Genomic DNA, 1,780 nt, shown 5'->3' with positions numbered 1-1,780 from the left:
GCGGCTACCTGCCGCTCGCGCTGGTGATGACGCGCGAGGCCATCTACCAGGGCTTCGTGGACGACGACGTGGCGCGCAGCTTCCTGCATTCGCATTCCTACACCGGCAATGCGCTGGCCTGCCGCGCGGCGCTGGCCACGCTCGACCTGTTCACGCACGAAGACGCGCTGAACCGCAACCGCGCGCGGGCGGCGCGCATCCTGCAGCGCCTGCACGAGGGCTTGGGCACGCGGCCGGTCGACCACCTGCGCCAGCGCGGCATGATCACCGCCTTCGACGTGCGCGAGCCCGGCGAGCGCTTTGCCGAGCGCTTCCATCTTGCGGCGCGCGACCAGGGCTTGCTGATGCGCCCGATCGGCTGCACCGTCTACCTGATGCCACCGTACGCGATCGGCGACGACGAGATCGACCGCATGGTCGAAGGCACGGTCGCCACGCTGGATGCGCTCGACCTTTCGCCCGCTGCCAAGGAGGCTCGCGATGTCGCGCTTGCTTGACCGCCTCCAGCACGAGATCGCCACGCTGGATGCGCAAACCCTGCGCCGCCGGCGGCTGATCGCCGAGACGCCCTGCGCGCCCGAGCAGCAGCTCACGCTGGCCGGCGCCGCCGCGCCGCGCACTGTGCTGGCTTTCGGCAGCAACGACTACCTCGGCCTGGCCGCGCACCCGGTGCTGGCTGCGGCGCTGGCCGAGGGCGCCGCGCGCTACGGCGCCGGCAGCGGCGGCTCGCACCTGATCCTCGGCCACTCTCGCGCGCATGCGCAGCTCGAGGAGCGGCTTGCCGGTTGGATGGCGCCGCACATTCCCGAGGCGCAGAGCCTGTTCTTCTGCACCGGCTACATGGCCAACCTCGCCGTGCTTTCCGCGCTCGGTGGCGCCGAGGCTGTGATCTTCTCCGAGACGCTCAACCATGCCTCGCTGATCGACGGCGCGCGCCTGGCCAAGGCGCGTGTCGAGCGCTACCCGCACTGCGACGTGCAGGCGCTCGATGCGCAGCTCGGGGCCTGCGAAGCGCCGGTCAAGCTGATCGTGAGCGATGCCGTGTTCAGCATGGACGGCAACATCGCGCCGGTCGCCGAGCTGCTGGCGCTGGCCGAGCGCCATGATGCCTGGCTGGTGCTGGACGATGCGCATGGCTTCGGCGTGCTGGGCGCGCGGGGCCGCGGCGTGCTCGAAGAGATGGGCCTGCGCTCCGAGCGGATCATCCTCGTCGGCACGCTCGGCAAGGCCGCCGGCGTGGCGGGCGCCTTCGTGGCCGCACACCGCACCGTGATCGACTACCTGGTGCAGCGCGCGCGGCCTTACATCTTTACCACCGCCGCGCCGCCGGCCATGGCCCATGCGCTGCTCGCCAGCCTGGACCTGATCGAAGGCGAGGAAGGGAACCGGCGTCGCGCGCAGTTGCGCGCACGCATCGCGCAACTGCGGGCAGGCCTGCAGCGCGTGTTGCCCGCCGGCGGCATGGCCAGGCTTGCCGAGTCGTCGACTGCGATCCAGCCGTTGATCGTGGGGGACAACGCGCGCGCGATGCAGCTGTCGGCGCAGCTCGACGCTTTCGGCCTGCGCGTCGGCGCGATCCGTCCGCCCACCGTGCCGGTCGGCACTGCGCGCCTGCGCATCGCGCTGTCGGCCAGCCACGGGGAGAGCGATGTGGCGCGGCTGGTGGATGCGCTGGGGCGGCTGGTGGCGCAGCCGTGGAAGGAGGCGGCGTGAAACATCGGGGGTGGGGCTTGCTGAACATGCTGTCGGGTGATTCGGACGTTGCTGTTGTGTTGAGGCT

2 protein-coding genes are annotated in these 1,780 nt (G+C 71.3%); both read left to right on the top strand.

Translation table 11 applies throughout. The annotated features are described in order from the left end of the window. A partial coding sequence (locus APY03_RS44965; RefSeq protein WP_232324521.1) for an aminotransferase class III-fold pyridoxal phosphate-dependent enzyme occupies nucleotides 1-497 on the top strand: 497 nt, incomplete at its 5' end. Continuing rightward, nucleotides 481-1,713, top strand: a complete 1,233-nt coding sequence (gene bioF / locus APY03_RS34470) for an 8-amino-7-oxononanoate synthase (RefSeq protein WP_068684470.1) — start codon at nucleotides 481-483, stop codon at nucleotides 1,711-1,713. The genes APY03_RS44965 and bioF, both read left to right, overlap by 17 nt. Nucleotides 1,714-1,780 lie beyond the last annotated feature (67 nt).

Source organism: Variovorax sp. WDL1, from assembly GCF_001541225.1.
Lineage (GTDB): Bacteria > Pseudomonadota > Gammaproteobacteria > Burkholderiales > Burkholderiaceae_C > Variovorax.
This window is presented reverse-complemented; position numbering and strand designations above follow the sequence as displayed.